Annotated in this window: 8 protein-coding genes; 3 read left to right on the forward strand and 5 right to left on the reverse strand. The window is 43.7% G+C overall.

The features are described from left to right. Positions 1-17: 17 nt before the first annotated feature. The 4 genes from V7K62_RS07040 to V7K62_RS07055 form a co-directional block, all read right to left on the reverse strand. Positions 18-2,111, reverse strand: coding sequence for a hydantoinase/oxoprolinase family protein (locus V7K62_RS07040; protein WP_334863044.1), 2,094 nt, complete (start codon positions 2,109-2,111; stop codon positions 18-20). 537 nt (positions 2,112-2,648) lie between these two features. Then, complete coding sequence (locus V7K62_RS07045) at positions 2,649-5,735, reverse strand: leucine-rich repeat protein (RefSeq protein ID WP_334863046.1); 3,087 nt, start codon at positions 5,733-5,735, stop codon at positions 2,649-2,651. A gap of 383 nt (positions 5,736-6,118) precedes the next feature. Further along, a complete protein-coding gene (locus V7K62_RS07050; protein WP_334863048.1) occupies positions 6,119-8,929 on the reverse strand; it encodes an ATP-binding protein in 2,811 nt (936 codons plus the stop codon). A gap of 265 nt (positions 8,930-9,194) precedes the next feature. Beyond that, positions 9,195-11,453 carry a glycoside hydrolase family 65 protein gene (locus V7K62_RS07055; RefSeq protein ID WP_334863050.1) on the reverse strand — a complete coding sequence of 753 codons (2,259 nt, stop codon included), beginning with the start codon at positions 11,451-11,453 and terminating at the stop codon, positions 9,195-9,197. A gap of 381 nt (positions 11,454-11,834) precedes the next feature. Between V7K62_RS07055 and V7K62_RS07060 the strand changes: the two genes are divergently transcribed. Continuing rightward, the gene (locus V7K62_RS07060) at positions 11,835-13,163 is read left to right on the forward strand and encodes an RNA-guided endonuclease InsQ/TnpB family protein (RefSeq protein WP_334863052.1); all 1,329 of its coding nucleotides are present in this window, start codon (positions 11,835-11,837) and stop codon (positions 13,161-13,163) included. A gap of 415 nt (positions 13,164-13,578) precedes the next feature. Beyond that, complete coding sequence (locus tag V7K62_RS07065) at positions 13,579-16,218, forward strand: sensor histidine kinase (RefSeq protein WP_334863054.1); 2,640 nt, start codon at positions 13,579-13,581, stop codon at positions 16,216-16,218. Between the two features lie 149 nt (positions 16,219-16,367). Here V7K62_RS07065 and V7K62_RS07070 read toward each other — a convergent pair whose 3' ends face one another. Further along, positions 16,368-16,763, reverse strand: coding sequence for a hypothetical protein (locus V7K62_RS07070; protein ID WP_334863057.1), 396 nt, complete (start codon positions 16,761-16,763; stop codon positions 16,368-16,370). Positions 16,764-17,655: 892 nt separating this feature from the next. On the opposite strand from V7K62_RS07070, the gene V7K62_RS07075 reads away from it, so the two are divergent. After that, positions 17,656-18,009, forward strand: coding sequence for a hypothetical protein (locus V7K62_RS07075; protein ID WP_334863059.1), 354 nt, complete (start codon positions 17,656-17,658; stop codon positions 18,007-18,009). Positions 18,010-18,368: the final 359 nt, after the last annotated feature.

Here is an 18,368-nt window from a genome sequence, read left to right on the forward strand (position 1 = left end):
AGGTGAAGCCTGATGAATTAATATTTACGGTGCAAAATTAGATGATTATGTGCAGTTAGTCTCGCTTGCCAGTTAGGTTCCACTACAATTGTGCTAATTTTTTCCACAACGATCGCAGGCCCCTTAATACTATCTTCTGGTTGTAAATCTTCCCGTCGATAAACAGGAGTATTATGCCATTGATCACCAGTAAACATCCTTACTATCTCAACACATCCGGGGGCTTCATCTAGAGAACGGGTACGAATAATTAAAGGTTCTTCAGGAGTATCCATCTTCTGAATTACTTCCACTGAAGCGGATTCGACAATTAAGGTTTTCTCTAATTGAATGAAACCATAGCGAGATTTTTGTTCAATCTCAAATTCTTGCCGCATCACTGCTACTTCATCAGCAAAATTAACGGTTAATGTAGAGTTAGTACCCTCATATTTTAAGTTTATTTTTTTGATTAATTCTATTTGACTACCCACTTGATTTATTTCACTTCTAGCTTGTGTTTCTAAATATTCCATTAACTGCTGTAATTTAGGGATTAATGTTTGGGTTAAAGGTTGTTCTACTCCCCCTTCTCTAATCGCCCGGACATCAGCTAATCCCATTCCATAAGCAGAGAGAACGCCAGCATAAGGATGTAGAAATATTGTTTTCATTCCCAAGGTGTCAGCAATTAAACAAGCAACTTGCCCACCTGCACCACCAAAACAACAAAGCACATATCGGCTGACATCATAACCGCGTTGCAGACTGATTTTCTTAATTGCGTTCGCCATATTTTCCACTGCGATCGCAATAAATCCAGCGGCTACTTCTTCGGGGGTACAATCATTTAATGTAGCGGCTTGAATATCTTGGGTTAATTGGGTAAATTTCTCAGTAACAATATCTTTATCTAAAGGTAAATTACCATCAATGCCAAAAACATAGGGAAAATATTGTCGATGAATTTTACCTAACATGACATTGGCATCAGTAACCGCTAATGGCCCACCACGTCGATAACAAGCAGGCCCAGGATTTGAACCAGCAGATTTAGGGCCAACACGATAACTAGAACCATCAAAAAAGAGAACAGAACCACCACCAGCAGCAATGGTATTAATTGCTAATACAGGAACTCGCATCCGCGCCCCAGCAATTTCCAAATCTAGTTGTCGTTCATACTCTCCTTTAAAGTGGGCGACATCTGTACTTGTCCCTCCCATATCAAAGGTAATAACTAACTCGAAACCTGCCCTTTTACTAGTTTGAACTGCGCCAACAATACCGCCAGCCGGGCCACTTAAAATACTATCTTTTCCTTGAAATTGTTCGGCTGCGACTAAACCTCCGTCAGATTTCATGAACATTAAGTTGACTCCGGGTAACTGACTCGCTACTTGGTTGACATAGCGACGCAGAATAGGAGTTAAATAAGCATCGACTACTGTTGTATCTCCTCGGCTAACCAACTTCATTAACGGACTAACTTGATGGGATACGGATATTTGGGTAAAGCCGATTGTTAAAGCAAGCTGGGCTATTTGTTGTTCGTGTTCAGGATAGCGATCGCTGTGCATAAAAACAATAGCACAACTCCGAATTCCTGTATGGTAAACTGCTTGTAAGTCAGTTTTAACTTGTTGAATATTTACAGGTATTAATTCATTTCCATGAGCATCGTAGCGTTCGTTTATCTCAACAACCTGCTCATAAAGCATCGTTGGTAAAATTATCTGGCGGGCAAAGATGTTAGGACGGTTTTGGTAGCCAATTCGCAGCGCATCTTTAAAGCCTTTGGTGATGAGAAGAACGAGGCGATCGCCTTTCCTTTCTAATAGGGCATTTGTTGCTACAGTTGTCCCCATTTTTACTACTTCTATCGCTTCAGTAGGAATGGGTTCGTTGCTAGCAATACCCATAATATCCCGAATACCTTGGATAGCTGCATCTTGATATTGTTCAGGATTTTCTGAAAGTAGTTTGTAGACTATAATCCATTGCTGATTAGGCAGAGTCACAATTAAAAAACGTTCAGGATGTTTTGAAACTCCATCGATAATTGCTTGATTATTAGTAACAGCAACAATATCTGTGAATGTACCACCACGGTCAGCAAAAACCTTCAACATTACTCTGTTTCCTGTATAATCATGAAAAATTACGAAATAGCTCTAAGAGGATGTTTTAAAAGTCGTGATTGATGTATCAAATACTCTTAGATCCCCCTAAATCCCCCTTAAAAAGGGGGACTTTGATTCCGGTTCCCCCCTTTTTAAGGGGGGTTAGGGGGGATCAAAGTGCCTAAAATCACAGCCAAATACTTTTCAAACAACCTCTAATATCATGTCCGCATAATTAGTTATGATTCCCACAGTCATTGCACCCCACCCCCAGCCCCTCCCCGCTCTTCGGGAGGGGAGACAAAGCGCAGCTTTGGCGGGGTGGGGTTCTTGGGGTTTAGTAAGTAATCAAGCGGACATGATATAAGAGGATGTTTTAAAAGTCGTGATTGATGTATCAAAATATTTTAGATCCCCCTAAATCCCCCTTAAAAAGGGGGACTTTGATTCCGTTTCCCCCCTTTTTAAGGGGGGCTAGGGGGGATCGATAAGTGCCTGATATCACAGCCGACCACTTTTCAAACATCCTCTAATATCCGTTGTCAATTAATACTCATCCACAAATTGAGGATGAACCCACAGAAATTCACGGCGTTTGTTCTGCACCCGCACTAAACCACCAAAACTAGGATCTTTTTCTTTCAATAAGGCGTGTAATTCTCGCAAAATCGAGCCTTGAGCGCGGATTGCATCGCCTTCCAAGAAGGAGGCATCGCTTTTGGACTTTCCAGCCAAAGCCATATCGCTGCCCTTCAAGGTAGACTCGATGCTTTTTTGTCCCAAATCGAGTTGTTCTTCAATGGCTTTGTAGGTAGTATCATCCAGTATAAATTTAGTTGCCGAACCTGCCACAGGTAAGACTAAGCTCAGGGTTCCGGTCAAAATTTTGAGATAGGGGACTGCTTTGATGAACCACTCACGCGGCAAGTCTAATTCATAGACTCCCTTTTTCTTGTCGTTGGGATTTAAGGCTGGAAGTGGCTGACGTGCGTGTTCGCACCAGAGGGTGAGTTGAAATTTGGCACTAATCCATTTGGGGCGATCGAAAAATTTCGGATCGACAGGCTGAAAGCTAAACAGGCGCGGGCCATCTTTTGCTTCATCGGTGAGCATCTGCATCAGTTCTGCAAACTGCTGATCGACTTGGCTTAAAATGGAGCGTTGCTTCTGAGATAATACCTGAAAGCGTGCATGATCTAGACGATTGTACTTAATCAAATCTTGGCGGATGACGTTTAACCCCTCTTTCATAATGTCTCGGAACTGCTCAGTGCTAATTTCTTGCAATGGGGGTTGAGCAGTCGGCGCGTTATTCAGTAGTCGGTCTATGTTTTGCCATTCGCCACACCCGGAAATGGGACACGGGAACTCATGGCGATTTTTCTTTTTACTTTCAATTAGTTTCTGTACCTCAAACAATCCGTTTCCAGGCGCATTCATGCTGCAAGGTTCAATGCAAGGAACCATGACGTTACAACGTAATCCTTCCCAGAAATTCTCGACTAGCCATTTAATCTCTTCTGTGAGATAGGACAAGAAACGTTCAGGATAAGCTGCCCGCACTGTAATTTTTACATCGGTGCCAACATACTCCAGCAATGCCCGACCATTGTAGTCATTGTCAAGCATTAAGCCCCGTTGCCAGTGAATGCTGTCTTCGTAATTCGCCCGCCCCAGTGAGTATTTGTGCAACCGGACAATCAACTGGTAAAATAATCCTTCTGCAACTGCAAACTGTCCGCGACTGTCCACAATCCGGCAGATTTGCACCTGTTGTCTGTCTCCGGCTTCCGGTTGTTCTCCCCAATTGGGCAATGGCTCCGGGCGTGTGTCGGGGACAAGTTGAGCAATCAGGCTGGTATTGCTAGTTTCTGACCGATCTAATACCACTTTGTAGGATAGATCAAAGCGTTCCATCAGCCGCAGAAAGATTGGATGCAATTTTGAGGGGTAGCCTTCTTCGCCTGCAAACGGCGGATGGCTCCACAACTGACTGAGATGCTGAAATTCCACCAAACCGTTGCGTTTGCGTGTCATTTCATCATCTAGCACGAAGCTGATCGCCTTTGCCAGCCAGTCGGGTTTGAGGATGACGATATCGCGTAGTGTTGAGTCGTAATGATAATGGATAAAATGCCCTAGTATATGGGAGATGCGAAGGAACAGTTCTGCTTGCTCCTCATCGATTCCCTGTTCAGCGCAGATTTTAATGACATCATCGTAGGGGAGATAGGCTTTGTGACTTGTCTGTAAGGTTTCCCGCACTCGTTGCCACTTTGCTGGAACGGATCGCCCCATTTCGGGAAGAGATGCAGCGACACGAGCAATAGTATCTTTTAATTCTGCAATCCCGGTGCAATGCGTGGTATCTTGGTTGGGTTTGCTGTCTATATGGAAAAAATCGATTACCGTATCTTTGCCAAATTGATCGATAATTTCTTGTCTGTCAATGTCCGGTTGTCGCTGTCCAGGGCCACCGTGGGTTGCAACTACCAACACCTTTGCATCCGGTTCTCGATTTTTGATCAGCGTAATCCACTCTTTGACAAAGCCCTGCTGGGGGCCTTCCCGTGGTTTCCAGATCACCAGATATACGGCTGGCGCACTAAAAAACAACTGATGCGTCGGTCGATAAACCCGTTGACCGCCAAAATCCCAACCATTGAGTGATATCTCTGTGCCACTGTCGGGATCGGTGACGATTACAGATTTAATTTCAATCCCGTGAGTCGTGGGGCGACCATCCTCCCATTCATCTCCCCGCAATGCTCCTAACAAACAACTCTTGCCCACCTCACCCTCGCCAACTAGGATCAGTTTGGCTTCATTCAGAGTTATCTGTTCTTCTGCATGTGCCCGCAGATATTGCAAAACAGCTTCTGTGCCTTGTTTGTAAGCGGCTGCAAGATCAGGGTTAAGAGGGTTGTTGTTGAGGGAAAGCTGTTGCAACTGAGTCAGGGATGCGATCGCTTCTGGCAGTTGGGTCAGTTGGTTGTTGTTGAGGGAAAGCTGTTGCAACTGAGTCAGGGATGCGATCGCTTCTGGCAGTTGGGTCAGTTGGTTATTGTTGAGGTAAAGCAGTTGCAACTGAGTCAGGGATGCGATTGCTTCTGGCAGTTGGGTCAGTTGGTTGTTGTCGAGGTAAAGCAGTTGCAACTGAGTCAGGGATGCGATTGCTTCTGGCAGTTGGGTCAGTTGGTTATTGTTGAGGTAAAGCGATTGCAACTGAGTCAGGGATGCGATCGCTTCTGGCAGTTCGGTCAGTTGGTTATTGTCGAGGTTAAGCGATTGCAACTGAGTCAGGGATGCGATCGCTTCTGGCAGTTCGGTCAGTTGGTTATTGTCGAGGTTAAGCTGTTGCAACTGAGTCAGGGATGCGATCGCTTCTGGCAGTTCGGTCAGTTCGTTATTGTTGAGGTCAAGCTGTTGCAACTGAGTCAGGGATGCGATCGCTTCTGGCAGTTCGGTCAGTTGGTTGTCATCGAGGTCAAGCTCTTGCAACTGAGTCAGGGATGCGATCGCTTCTGGTATCTCAGTAAGTTTCATATCGCTGAGATCGAGTTCTATTGCTCCCTCTTGCCGTGCCTTTTTAATACGCTGCTCTGCTTCTTGATAAGCTTTATCTCTTGCCATGAGCAAATCCTTTCTCTCACTACCAAAATCGGAGTCATAGCCGGACTTTTTCTGAGTAACAGCCTACACAGGTGGTTTAGCCAGAAAATATCAGCCTAACATTCTAATAAATAGCAAGCAACGCCAAGGGTTAAATTTTCACTTTAGTTAAAAATTTAACCACGCAAAATAATGTTGACAATTAGAGGATGTCTGAAAACTTTTTGGTGTTGTATTCGAGACTCTTAGATCCCCCTAAATCCCCCGATCAATTGGGGGACTTTGATTCCGGTTCCCCCCTTTTTAAGGGGGGCTAGGGGGGATCTAGGGGTCTCCCCAAGTGGAGCGACTGGCGTGGGCTAGGGGGGATCAAGCAAAATATTTAATACTTCTCAGACATCCTCTTAGATAGCTTGCTGATTTAGCGGAATTACAATTACAAATTCTGTTCCCTGCCCAGGAGCAGAAATACATTCTAATTTTCCCTGATGCTTTTGGGTGATAATCTGATGACTAATAGATAAACCTAACCCAGTACCCTTATTAACTGGTTTAGTCGTAAAAAACGGTTCAAATAATTGTTTTTGTACCTTTTCTGGAATGCCTATACCATTGTCGCCAATACAAATCACTATCTGATTATCGCTCGTGAGTTTAGTATTAATGCGTATCTGGGGAGTAGAGAGCGCTTTTTCCCCTACTTCCCATTCACCATTCTCCACTGCCTCTTCTAAAGCATCGATCGCATTTGCTAAAAGATTCATAAATACTTGATTCAGTTGTCCAGCATAACATTCTACTAATGGCAGGTGGCCGTAGTCTTTAATCACCTCAATTGCTAGATTATGAGATTTAGGTTGGAGGCGATGTTCCAGAATCATCAATGTATTATCTATACCATCATGGATATTCACAGCTTTCATTTCTGCGTCATCTAACCGGGAAAAGTTTCGCAGAGATAAGACAATTTCTGTAATTCGTTCCGCACCAACTGTCATAGAAGTTAGCAAGTTTGGCAAATCTGCAATCAGAAAATCTAAGTCGATTGCTTCTGTTTGTTTTTGAATTTCTGTTACTGGATTAGGATAGTTTTGCTGGTATAATTGCAGCAGTCTCAATAAATCTTGGATATATTGATTGGCATAGCCGATATTGCCATAGATAAAGTTGACTGGGTTGTTGATTTCGTGCGCCACACCTGCTACTAACTGCCCCAAACTCGACATTTTTTCACTATGCACCAGTTGAGATGCTAGCTGCTTTGCCTCTTGGCGCAATTGTGCTTCTGAGTATCGCAATATCTGCTCTGCTTGTTTGCGCTGGGTAATGTCGTGGAGAATGACGACATATTCCTGAAAATCCTGATGAGGTCTATCTGAGATGGAAACTTCCAGAGTTCTGTTTTTTCCATTACCGATGAGGATTTGTTCGCTACGCTTTGTCCACTGCTCTGGATAGTAGACTAATGCGGGTAGCCATTTGTTGAGGTGATTTCCTGGCAACTCAGAGGGGTTGACACCAAAGAACGATTCAGTGGCTGGGTTAGCTTGCCGGATAATGCCTTGATCGTCTACGACTAAAATACCATCCTGGGCGACAGTAAACAGGTGTTCGGCAGCTTCTCGCGCTTCTGCGATCGCCACCACTTGAGGTAAACTTGTCCAACAAGCGATCGCTACTCCCACAAATGCCACACTCATCAGTAGCACCACAAATATATTCTCACCCCCCGCAGTTGTCACTTTATTAAGTTTGAGACCAAGTAACCAGCCAACTCCCACGGCGCTACACAGTAAAAAAATCAGGATGCTCACCTGAAGAACTACTGAGTCTTTAATGATTACTACAGGGCGCGTGCGATATCGCCGCATCCACCAACTGGGATGGAATGGAGGGAAGTCCACACGGCGAATCACCGCATCTATTCCCAGCACACCAATGGGAAATAATAGCCCAATTAGGAAGTTGAGCCAACCCCAGGCAAGTCCGCCCACGAACAGCACCACAACTTCTAACAGCAGAATGCCCAGAGATATGCGAGGAAACAAAACTTCCGGGCGATCGCGCCGAAGCCAAAGCCCCAGATGCAGTAACATAAAGGAGACAAACCACCCGATGTTACCAACAGCTACGATTCGCGCGACATCTCCCCAAATCAGATAAATTAAGCACAATACCAGTGTTAATGTCAATGCTGGGACAAACACACCCCGACGTGAGACCACAGAAAATACTGGTGAAATCTGCTTATCTAACGCCAGTTGATACAAAATTCGCGGGCAATTAGAAACCACCGTTGCCGAACCTAAAAGACAAGCAGCTACTAGCAAAAAAGAAACACTTACACTAGCAAATCTTCCCCAAAAGGGCTGGGAAGCCGCCACAAGATTTAGGAAAGCATTGTCTTTAAGATTGGGATTTGTTGCTAACCGCATCACTACCCAAGACCCTCCCAAAAAGATAGGTGGCATCATCCAGGCGGCAACGTCTAGAAACCGCAGCGTCTGGGTGGGGTGGCGGCTATCGGCGACAAAGGAAGAAGCCGTTTCACAGCTGTAGGTTGCGTAAGTGACAAAAAAGAACCACTTTGCCCAATCCCCAAAGCTCAAAGATGACCAACTGCTAGGAAAAAACCCAGGACTTACCGGAGAAAACGCTAACCAGCCAAGACCTTGGACACAGAAGGTCATTAGCAGTCCAAAGGCGGGAATCACAAAAAACAAATGTAAAATACTCAGGGCGCGAGTCCCACTAAACGCCACGATAAAGGGCAACAGTGTAAAGCTAATATCTAGAAATATGTCTGGACAGGTAATACCCAGCGCCTCCAAATTCACTTTAATTAAATCTCTGAGTACGATTGTATTCACTGACAGGTAGGAAACCCAATTGAGGAGGTATCCAATAGCTGCATAGCGAGCTAGTCCTGGGTAGTTTTGCAGTAGCTTGGTGGCATAGTTAGGTGTTCCTCCAGCTACATTGATGAAATGCATACCCAAACGTTTTACCTGATAGTTAAGCAGCATTCCGAAAATCACCGCAGGTATCCAGACAAAAATAGCTTGGGAACCTAAAGCAGCATGAATCGCTGGAACCAATGCTGTCCAAGAAATATGCGCTGTCAAACCAAAGCCCCAACTTTCAACAGCACTCAAGCTTCTAGTCAAGCGAGGGTAAGAAGATTGGCCCAATGTGGAATGAGCAAGATGGGACATGATTAGGAGTGTTGGGTGGGATACTGTGATTAAGCTTATTAGCTAGAGTTCCCATCTCTTAAATCTTCTGAACAAAAACTTTCTGTACAAAATCAGACTTATAGCAGTTCCCGCCCTGGTTAGGTACATTTTCAAACCTACTAACCTTGGTAAATAAGATTTGGGTGTACCTCAGTTGCTTAGGAAACGCTATATATATCCCTCACCCTAAATCCCTCTCCCAAGCTTGGGAGAGGGACTTAGGGTGAGGGCTTCAAGAAGTCTATTAGACAATTTTCGAGTGTGTATCTGCCAAGGTAGGAATTTTAACTTCTGTTTCGGCTTGTAAGTCAAAGTCATACCACTCGTTACGCCATTGCAGACGAAACTTCAAACGCGTCCAGTTAGGTGGTAGGTTGGGACAGGCAACGGGGCCAAATTGAGTCATCCGAATGCCGCCAAACCCGAAAACTACTGCTTGCCATACTCCTCCAGCACTGGCGGCGTGAATTCCTTCGGCGGCGTTATGCCTCACATCCTCTAAGTCAACCAAGGCCGCTCGCAGAAAGTGTGTATAGGCTTCGGTTGGTTGATTGAGGTCACAAGCTAAAATAGCGTTAATGGCTGGGCCTAATGAAGAACCATAACTGTGGTCGGTACGTTGGGTGTAATAGTCCCAGTTGGTGGCGAGGGTTTGATGGTCATAACGTTCGCGCAATAAATACAAGAGCATCAATACATCTGGCTGCTTGAGAATCTGCTTTTGGCTGGTGGCTTCAATTCCCAACAAACCTTGCAGAGATTTGCTGCGCGGTTCGTAATCAGCGAGGTTAACGTCTTCTAGCTGGAAAAAGCCTTCAAACTGCTCAATTAAACCTGTTTGGGGATCTTCATTGACAAATAGACGCTCTTGAATTTCCGCCCAAAGGTGCAGACGCTCTGTGGTTAAGTTGAGTTTTTGCACCAGTTGGGCTGAGGTTTCAGGATAAGCTTGTTTGAGCCAATCCCACAGCGCCAAAGCTGACTGCAAATGCCACTGTACCATGAGATTGGTGAAGGCATTATTATCGACGCGATCGTGATTTTCATCCGGGCCAATTACATCTAGGATGTCATAGCTGTGGCGCTCTTGGTTCCACTGCACCCGACTTTCCCAGAAAACAGCCGTATCAAGGATAATTTCCGCGCCATAATCCCGCATCCAATCATCATCGTTGGTAGTTTGCCAGTAGTGTAAAATTGCATAAGCGATATCTGCGGTGATATGCACTTCAATGTCACCGCACCAGATGCGGATTAATTCACCGTTGGGAGCAGGTACCCAGCGCGGAGTTACTTCATCGCCAGTAGCGGCACTTTCCCAAGCAAACATTGCCCCTTGATAACCTGCTTCTTGAGCTTTGCGTCTCGCTCCTGGTAGGGTGTGATAGCGGTAGGTGAGCAAGTTACGCGCGAGCGCTGGTTGAGTTAAGGTGAGGAAAGGCAGGATGAATATTTCTGTATCCCAAAAGATATGCCCGCTATAGGCAAAACCGGAGAGGGTTTTGGGAGGAATGCTTACTCGATTGTCGTGACGCGGTGTCACCGCTAGTAATTGGAAGAGATTATAACGGACGCTCAATTGAGCCAAGCGATCGCCTTCTATAATAATATCACTGTCTTGCCACACTTGCTCCCATGCCGCAATATGAGCTGCCAAGAGAGTAGTATATCTCGGTTCATCAGCGAGTCTTTGTAAGGCGGCGGCAATGGGGATTTCTGTCTCTCGTGAAGTAAACAGGGTGACAATCTTTTCTACAGTTATCGTTTTTCCGGGATATAACTCTAAGGTGGTTGTCAAAGTGGGAGAACTAGAAGCATTTTCGACGCTCACGAGTGTAGTCTCATTCTCGTCACCATCTACCACTAACTTAGCTGCCATCCCAAGTTGAATATCTGAGTGGAGAGTTTTACTATTTAACCAGATAATCTCCTCTATGCCACCTTGGTTTAAGGTTCGCCAATGTTTGACGCCTTGAGTATCTGGTTCGCTGTCAAATCCTGCTTCAACGGTAATTTCACCCTCAAAGTCTACGGATGTAATTTGAGCGCGAATCGCCATAACGTGTTGGTCTGCTAAACTGGTGAAACGCTGGAAGTGAAAATCTAGGGTATGACCACTAGGACTACGCCACCGCACATCACGGCTAACTAAACCTAAGCGCAGGTCAAGCCGACGTTCATAGTTGAGAATTTCACCACTGTCCAGATTAAAGCGAACGCCTGCTACTTTTACCACCAATGGCAGCCAGTTGGGACAGTTTACCAATTCGGTATGAGTAATTGTCACATCATCATAAACACCGTGGATGAGTATGGCTGGAAAATCCTGTGAATACCCTTCTTCAAATGTACCCCGCACTCCTAGCAACCCATTACCAAGAGTAAAGACGGTTTCTTTGTGATGTAACTGCGTCGGGTTAAACTCCGTTTCAATAACGTTCCAGTCAGTATTGTCAATTAATTGCTGATTTTGTTGAGAATTGTGAGTGGATACGTTGAGCATGAGTGATAAAACCTATGTCTTGGGGCTGGCTGTGGGCAGGATGCTGTAAAATTAGGAGCAATCTTTAAGTGATTAACTCCTTTTCTTTAGCGCCTAGACTAGAAGATAGTCTGAACACCAAAAGACACGCTTATTACAGCAATAGCGTTTGCAATTTCATCTGTCTATAGTTAGATTTATTATAAGAATAACAGTTATAAGTGATAAATCTCAACTAGCTACGAATTGATTCAGCTTTTGATCAATTTCTTTCATATTTACCAAAAAATTGGGTAAAAGCCCCGTGCTTCTAGCACGGCTTTGTATTATATTTCCAAAAGAATACTTTGATAGTCTTATGATAGGTGTGCTACAATAAGATAAGTGAAATAAAACATATCCATGCTAGTTTTTGAGTTCAAAACCTACGGCAAAGCATTCCAATTCCAAGCAATCGATGAGGCAATCCGAACGACTCAGTTCATTCGGAACAAAGCTATCAGATTGTGGATGGAAGGTCTTGCTTCGTCGTGGATTGAACTATCGCGGCATTGTGCATTATTAGCTAAGGAATTTCCTTTTGCGAATAAGTTAAACTCAATGGCTAGACAAGCCGCAGCAGAACGGGCATGGGCTGCTATCTCTCGATTTTATGACAACTGCAAGAAGCGCGAAAGTGACCACCGGGGAGTATCCCCGTGGCGCATTTCGCGCAAAGTCTGCCGGGGGGATACTCCCCCCGGAGAACTTTGTAAGAAAAAGATATCTGGTAAAAAGGGATTCCCTCAATTCCAGAAAAATTGTCGTTCTGTTGAATATAAATCAACGGGCTGGAAGCTTGCAGATGATCGTAAATCGATAACTTTCACTGATAAAAATGGTATCGGAAGATTAAAGCTTAAAGGCACTCGTGACCTGCACTTCTACCAAATCAACCAGATAAAACGGGTGAGATTGGTAAAACGTGCAGATGGTGTGTATGCTCAATTTTGTGTTGATGTAGAACGCCTTGAGTTCATACAACCAACTCATCAGACAGTTGGGTTGGACGTTGGGTTGGAGAGCTTCTACACCGATTCGAATGGTTTAAAGATTGAAAATCCTCGGTTCTATCGAACTGGGGAACGGAAGATGAAACGGTCGCAAAGGCTTGTTTCTCGCAAAGTTAAAGGTTCTAGCAATAGGCGCGCATCTCGAAATAGATTAGGTAGAGTTCACCTCAAAATAAGTAGGCAGCGTAAAGACCATGCCGTGAAACTGGCAAGGTGCGTAATCACATCAAACGATGTAGTCGTCTACGAAGACTTGAGGATTAAGAACATGGTGAAAAATCATTGTTTAGCAAAATCAATCAATGATGCGGGATGGTATCAATTTAGAGTTTGGTTGGAGTATTTTGGGAGAGTATTTAAGAGGATTACTATTTCGGTAAATCCCTCATATACAAGCCAGGAATGTTCTAACTGTGGCTCCATTGTGAAAAAGTCTCTGTCCACTCGCACACACGTTTGTCAGTGTGGCTGCAAGCTAGATAGAGATCACAACGCCTCTCTAAACATTCTTAATTTAGGATTGGGTGCGGTAGGGCATACCGGAACCTTTGCGCTAGCGGAAAGTTGGGCGCGGGAGGATTCCCGCGTCAACCTTTCCAAGACAGACGCAAGCAACGCTTTAGGAGAAACTACCTCTACTCTTGTTGGAGAAATCCTGCATGAGCAAGTTGTTTCGTAGATTAAAGAATCCCCGTGCGTTCACGCCGGGGAGTGTCAAAAGAGAAGGCAGGAGGCAGGAGGTAGAAACTCTTTATATCTGTGAGTCTTGCATTTTGTACCTCACTTACTTGCAAACTGCTGTAAATAATAAGTCTTTAACCGGACACGATATCATATCGTCATATTTTGGCTGGTAAAATCTACAGGTACAGCTAAGTAACGTTTTGTTCTTTTACCAGAAGTGGGGGAGCATCCCAAATGTGTAAAAACATCAGCTGTGATTGCGAATGAAGCAAAGCGGGATGTTCCCAGAAGTGTTATATTGGCACTTGACCCGACCCAGTACAAACTATGGATAAGCCCACAGGACAGCAAACTCGATGTGTTGTACTCAGTACTACAGGACAGGAAGGGGCAGCAGGGGGAGTGGGCAGATGAACAAAAATACTGGGCAAAGTAGTGTTTTTTCCCTGTTTAAAGGCGTACCTCTAAGTTGCATCTTGGTAGCGTTGTTTTTGCTGCAAATGTTGCTAGCTGTGGGATTGACTGCATACTTATCAATCCGCAATGGGCAAAAGGCAGTCAATGAGGTAGCTAGCGAATTGCGTCATGAAGTTGCCAATCGAGTAGAACAAAATTTAGAAACTTATTTGTCAACTCCGCGTCAGGTACTACGCAGTAATCAAAATCTGATTAATATGGGGTTACTGAAAATAGAGAATCTTGCAACCTGGGAGTCATATTTAATAGAGCAGTTAAAGATTTTTCCAGATGCATTGGCCTTAACGGCAAGCAATGAACAGCAAGAATATTTAGCGGTGGAGAAGCTCAACGATCGCCAATCTTTACTCAGAAAAGCCGGAAAGTCAACTGGGTACAACCTCTACACCTACATAGTTGACTCTCAAGGTGAACGTACTCAACTACCAGAGGTGATTAAAAACTATGATGCGCGATCGCGTCCTGATTATCAAACAGCAGTTACCGCCAAAAAATTCAGCTTTAGTCAGATTTTTACACCCCGCACTGAACCAACACTACTGATTAGTGCTTCTCTTCCCATCTATAACTCCCAAGGTGAATTACTCGGAGTCAACAGCACTCTCACTCACATATCACAAATTGGGGATTTGCTGCAAAACATCAAAGTTGGCAAGTCTGACCAAATTTTTATTATCGAGCGATCGGGGCTATTAGTTGCAAGTTCCACAACCGAAGAACCATTCCGCTTCCAAAATGGTAAACCCATTAGGTTGGCAGCTTCCCAGAGCCGGAATGCTTTGACTCAAGCAACCGCTAAATATTTAACAACTAAATTTAGTAACTTTGACCAAATTCAAAGTTTACAGCAATTAGATTTCTCCTTTGACGGCAAACGGCAATTTTTAGAAGTTAGACCTTTCCAGGGCGAACCAAATGTAAACTGGTTGATTATCGTGGCTGTCCCAGAAGCAGACTTTATGGGACAAATTAATCGCAACATTCAAACTACAATTTTTCTCTGTCTGGGAGCATTGGGACTAACTACAATACTAGGAATTGTTACCGCTCGTTGGATAACTCAGCAAATTTTGTATTTCAGCCGGGTGACGAAAGATTTAGCCGATTTTCCCAATGGCAAAGACTCAGTGATGATAGTACAAGGCATTAAAGAACTAGAGGTGCTGGGTGGATCTTTTAACGAGATGGCGCAGCAGTTACGCAAAACCTTTACTGCACTGATTACCAAAAATGAAGATTTAGAACTGCAAGTTAAGCAGGGAACTCAAGAATTACAGCAGGAGATTCAAGAACGCATTCACAGTGAGCAAAAACTGGGCCAGCATCATCAAGTATTAGCAGAACTGGCAAATCACAAAGCGGTTTTTGAAGGAAATCTGCAAACAGCATTCAAAGTTATCACAGAAAAAGCAGCTAATGCCTTAGAAGTAGAACGAGTGAGTGTGTGGTTATTCAATAGCGATTGCACCAAGCTACAATGCATAAGTCTCTATGAACGTAGCAATCAAAGACATTCGGCAGATTTAGAACGCAACCTTGCAGATTATTTAATCTACTTTAGAGCTTTGGCGGTTTCTCGTACCATTGCCGTTTCCGACACTCGCACCGATCCACGGATACAAGAATTATGGGATAAATGGCTCGAACCAAATAATATTGTATCCCTAATTGATACCAGTCTTTGGGCTGGGGGCAAAATGGTGGGAACAGTATTGTCTGAACAGGTTGATATTCCCCGAAAATGGGAAATGAGTGAGCAAAACTTCGTTAGCTCAATTGCGGAATTTGTCGCCCTGACTTTAGAAATATGCGATCGCAAAAGTGCAGAATCCGCTCTGCGCGAGGCTAAAGAAGCTGCTGAAATGGCAAATCGTGCCAAAAAAACCTTTTTAGGAAACATCAACCACGATCTGAGGACTCCTTTAAACTCCATTTTGGTAATCACAGAAGCACTCAAAGATGGAATGTACGGCCCTGTGAGTGAAGAACAACGCCAGTCGTTAAATATGCTCGAATCTAGCGGTAATAATCTACTAGAATTAATTAACCAAATCCTTGATCTTACTGACACCGAATCCAGCAAGATAGAACTACAACTAGCTGCTACTTCGATTCAGGGATTATGTGACTTCTGCCTGAGTTTTGTCAAACATCTGGCGTTTCAGAAAAATATCCGGCTGAGGGCACAAATACCTGAAGAACTCGAACCCATCCAAGTCGATGAACGCCGCATCCGCCAAGTATTTATCAACTTGTTGACTAACGCGATCAAGTTTACTAAAGAAGGAGGTGAAGTCTGGATTGAAGTTCAGCCAAATTCTACAAATGAATATATCTTTTTCAGCGTAGTAGATACAGGTATTGGTATGCTTTCCGATGACCTTTTCAAATTATTTCAACCTTTTGTGCAGGTTGAAAATGCCTCCACTCGTCGTTCTACAGGCACCGGTTTAGGATTAGTGATAGTGCAAAAAATTGTCGAGTTGCATGGTGGGACTATCCACGCCGAAAGTCAGTTAGGCAAAGGCAGTCGATTTACAGTCAAGCTTCCTTGGAAAAAGGCGGGGGAGTAGGGAGTGGGGACTTTAAAATAAAAAAAATATCCAAATTCAAGCATGACAGATTAGCAGTTATTGTTCCACTTTGCATAACTCCTGTTCATGCCTAAAATCCGGCTAAAAACAGGCTTTGTTTTAGTATTTCCAGACTTGAAGGGCGCTTTTTATGCAGTTATAGCACTCTTAGTGGCTGGTTCCTCTGGGATCGCTCTCAAGCGTGTTGCTGTGCTTTTACGGATGCGATCGCTTTTGCGGACACCACCTGCCATCTGATATTCATGGCTGTCTTTACCGTACTTAAAGGCAACTCCCAGGAGCATTTTTTCATTCAGATCGCTCAGAGTTTTTTCCAACTCTTCCATCTCATTTTTATAAGAGTCAATCACAGCCAGAGTGGTATTATAAGCATCTATTTTGCTACGGTACTGCTGAATTAGTTGTGTGATATTTTCCAAGTTGCGAGCATCCCCAAAATCCATAGTGGGATCAATTGCTTTGAGTCCGGCGATTCTCAATTCAGCTTTTTCTAGAACGCGATGTGTACGCTTTTGACGAGGCATAATTATGTTCTTTTTATTGTGTTCTAGAACTAGCTTGCCTTATTAAAGCTTGATTTTGGTTGAGTAAAATCCACAAAGTTGGTGTTTAATGTAACGATAGACTCAGCAATATCAACTAAAACTATGATGTTTGTAACGAAAATCGTAGTGGTGGTAACTAAACTCGTAACATTGTAACGAAAACTATGATGTTTGTAACGAAAATCGTAGTGGTGGTAACTAAACTCGTAACATTGTAACGAAAATCGTAGTGGTGGTAACTAAACTCGTAAGATTGTAACGAAAATTATGATGTTTGTAACGAAAACCGTAGTGTTGGTAATTAAACCTGTTTGCTGGCGACTATCCCAATGTAGCTACTAGCTTGAACAATTTAGCTTTACTCTCCAAAAGCCTTGGGCGATTTGTTAAACAACTAATTCGTGATTAAAACATTGACTTTGCGCGTAGACGTAGCCCGTCGTAGACAGAACATATAGAAGAGATTGAAGGCTAGTATATCTCAACGAACTTAGAGGATGTTTGAAAAGTATTTGGCTGTGATTTTAGGCACTTTGATCCCCCCTAACCCCCCTTAAAAAGGGGGGCAACCTCTCTCAAAGTCCCCCTTTTTAAGGGGGATTTAGGGGGATCTAAAATATTTTGATACCGACAAGAGGATTTTTCAAACAACCTCTTAACTGCGATCGCTTAGAAACGAAACCAGATAATCCCATGCCCAAAGGGATACCTAACTTATTGCTTGGTAATGCCTAAAACAGCAAAAATAAGTGACACGCTAAGTATATACGCAATCCAATTATTGTAATACAACCTAACGATAGAGTTAATTAAAATAGTTTTCCGAGAAAATAATAGACAAGCAATATTAAAAAGAATTTGGATAAAACAAATGAACGCCAAAATTATTGGTTTCTTAGGAATTACGGTAGCCTTTGCCAGCTTAGGAAGCCCAGTCTACGCTCAGTCTGCAACATCAAGCTCAAATCCGGGACAATACAGACTAACTGGTGATTCTCTATTTGGAATTGATAATAAAACAGCCCAAGATGACTTTAGAAGTTTTTTTGAGCAAACTAATCCAGCAAACATTTCCAACAATAATAGAAGAAACAATAAAACTCCAGTTAAAATCCACTTTAACGAATCATTATCACAGCCAGACACTTCGGTCTTTTTAGCACCAACTCAGTCAGGGAGTGACAATGATGGATTGCAAGTACAGTTAGATATAGAGAGAGAATAATCAGGTGTAAAGGCTGACTAAATAATTACTAGTTCGTAATTCGTAATTCGTAATTAAGAGGGTACAGAAGCTCACACTGATAGCGTAGCTGTAGCGAGTCTGCATACTCCTGCAAAGAAGCAATCTACGCCCCGCGTCTCCTAGAGAGTATAGCGGTTATCGGTTGAGTGAGGTACAAGGAACCCCACCCCCAACCCCCTCCCCGCAAGCGAGGAGGGGGCTATGATGTACCTCATCTGATTAGGAAACGCTATATCATATCAATTAGAGGATGTTTGAAAAGTATTTGGCTGTGATTTTAGGCACTTTGATCCCCCCTAACCCACGCCAGTCGCTCCACTTGGGGAGACCCCATCGCG

Origin of the sequence: Nostoc sp., assembly GCF_036917935.1 — a bacterium.
In the GTDB taxonomy this organism is placed as follows: domain Bacteria; phylum Cyanobacteriota; class Cyanobacteriia; order Cyanobacteriales; family Nostocaceae; genus Nostoc.

What these genes read in the sequence shown, in the direction of transcription:
- V7K62_RS07065 (WP_334863054.1), top strand. Translation starts at nt 13,579, where the DNA reads ATGAACAAAAATACTGGGCAAAGTAGTGTTTTTTCCCTGTTTAAAGGC.
- V7K62_RS07075 (WP_334863059.1), top strand. Translation starts at nt 17,656, where the DNA reads ATGAACGCCAAAATTATTGGTTTCTTAGGAATTACGGTAGCCTTTGCC.
- V7K62_RS07055 (WP_334863050.1), bottom strand. Translation starts at nt 11,453, where the DNA reads ATGCTCAACGTATCCACTCACAATTCTCAACAAAATCAGCAATTAATT.
- V7K62_RS07045 (WP_334863046.1), bottom strand. Translation starts at nt 5,735, where the DNA reads ATGGCAAGAGATAAAGCTTATCAAGAAGCAGAGCAGCGTATTAAAAAG.
- V7K62_RS07050 (WP_334863048.1), bottom strand. Translation starts at nt 8,929, where the DNA reads ATGTCCCATCTTGCTCATTCCACATTGGGCCAATCTTCTTACCCTCGC.
- V7K62_RS07040 (WP_334863044.1), bottom strand. Translation starts at nt 2,111, where the DNA reads ATGTTGAAGGTTTTTGCTGACCGTGGTGGTACATTCACAGATATTGTT.
- V7K62_RS07060 (WP_334863052.1), top strand. Translation starts at nt 11,835, where the DNA reads ATGCTAGTTTTTGAGTTCAAAACCTACGGCAAAGCATTCCAATTCCAA.
- V7K62_RS07070 (WP_334863057.1), bottom strand. Translation starts at nt 16,763, where the DNA reads ATGCCTCGTCAAAAGCGTACACATCGCGTTCTAGAAAAAGCTGAATTG.